Annotated in this window: 1 protein-coding gene; it reads right to left on the bottom strand. The window is 69.5% G+C overall.

The features are described from left to right. Window positions 1-39 precede the first annotated feature (39 nt). Window positions 40-1,467, bottom strand: a complete 1,428-nt coding sequence (locus tag AOK24_RS41985) for an alkaline phosphatase family protein (protein WP_055725132.1) — start codon at window positions 1,465-1,467, stop codon at window positions 40-42. Between the last annotated feature and the right edge of the window lie 294 nt (window positions 1,468-1,761).

Below are 1,761 nucleotides of genomic sequence, written 5' to 3'. Positions count from 1 at the left end.
CAGCAACCCCCCGCGAAACCCACGCCCGACCACCCGCCCTCACACCTGCGGCCGGCGCCCCCGCTCCTGCTTCGGAAACGTCTGCTCCGCCCCCGGCAACGTCGGCTTGGGCAACGTCGCCACCTCCTCCTTCGCCTTGGCCAACTGCTCGGCGGTGTCATGGGGAAGCCGGGGCGGGTGCGGCCGGGAGTGGGAGAAGCGGAACGCGGACGTGAGGTCGCCGAAGGTCTCACGGCGCCAGTCGCTCACCTGAGGCTCGGCGACGCCCGTGAACCGCTCCAGGAACTGCAACGCGGAGGTGTGATCGAAAGCCTCCGTGGCGACCCAGCCGCCCACCGTCCACGGCGAGATGATGATCGCCGGCACCCGGAAGCCACCCCCGATGGGAAGCCCCTTGATGAACTCCCCCGGCGTGCCCGCCGGAGGCGTGGGCGGGGCCACATGGTCGAACAGCCCGTCGTTCTCGTCGTAGTTGAGGATGAACGCCGTCTTGCGCCACACCTTGGGATTCGCGGCGATGGCCTCGATCTTGGAGGCGACGAAGTCGGCGCCGGCGGCGGGCAGGTAGTCGGGGTGCTCCGACTGGTAGCTCGTCGGCATGATCCAGGAGACGGCGGGCAGCCGGTCGCCCCGGGCGTCGTCCTCGAACGTGCCCGCCGGCTGCCGCCGCACCCCGCGCTCGTAGAGGTCGGAGCCGGGCCGGGCGTTCTTGAACGCGGCGAACTGCTCCAGCATGTTGCAGCCGTAGTTGTCGTCCTCCTGGTACACCTTCCAGCTCACGCCGGCCGCCTGGAGGCGTTCCGCGTACGTGGTCCAGGTGTAGGGCTTGGGGGCGACGTTGCTGGTGATGGGCCCGCCGTGGGTGCCCTCGGGGTCGATCGAACCGGTCATCCACATCAGGCGGTTGGGCCAGGTGGGTCCGAAGACCGAGCAGAAGTAGTTGTCGCAGACGGTGAACGTCTCCGCCAGCGCGAACTGGAAGGGGATGTCGCGACGCGTGTAGTAGCCCATGACGTACGGCCCGTTGACGCCGTCGGCCTTGCGGTGGGCCGGCAGCCAGCGGTCCATCTTCCCGTTGTTCCACGCCTCGTGCTGCACCGACCAGGCGTGGCTGGTGGACGGGATGGCCTGGGCGCTGGAGGAGTGCGTGTCGAGGTGGAAGGGGAGCAGGTACCCCTTCGGGTTCTCGGCGTCCGGCTGGTAGAAGACGGAGCGCCCGGTGTCGAGAACCTGCGCCTCGGGGTCGGCGAAGCCGCGTACACCCTTGAGGGTGCCGAAGTAGTGGTCGAAGGAGCGGTTCTCCTGCATCAGCATGACGACGTGCTCGATGTCGCCCAGGGAGCCGCGGCGCGGCGCTCCCGCGGCGACGGCCTTCTGGACGCTCGGCGGGAGCAGGGAGAGGGCCGCGGCGCCGCCCAGCGTGCCGGCGGCGGATCCCAGGAGTCTGCGTCGGGTCAACTCGGCCATGAAAGCCCCTTGATGAGTGACGGACGGATCGCCGCTCACTCTTCTCCGGGAGTCTCAGGGGGCGTCAGGGACACCGGGTGAAATCCACCCCAACGTGTCGGGGGCAGTTGGCCAAGCCATGACGTACGTCACCTCCCCATCACCCCGCCGACTCCGGCCCGTGAACTTCCGCACGGAATCCGCCGGTTCCCTGGACCGCGCTCGAACCCCGCACGCGGCCCGCTCAAACCCGCACACCCGAACGCGCCCTCTTCCGGAACCCCCACACACCCCAATGCGCCCCCCTTCCGGAAC

Origin of the sequence: Streptomyces niveiscabiei, assembly GCF_001419795.1 — a bacterium.
Classification (GTDB): domain Bacteria; phylum Actinomycetota; class Actinomycetes; order Streptomycetales; family Streptomycetaceae; genus Streptomyces; species Streptomyces niveiscabiei.
This window is presented reverse-complemented; position numbering and strand designations above follow the sequence as displayed.

Coding starts and splice junctions, on each gene's coding strand:
- AOK24_RS41985 (WP_055725132.1), bottom strand. CDS start 1,467: ATGGCCGAGTTGACCCGACGCAGACTCCTGGGATCCGCCGCCGGCACG.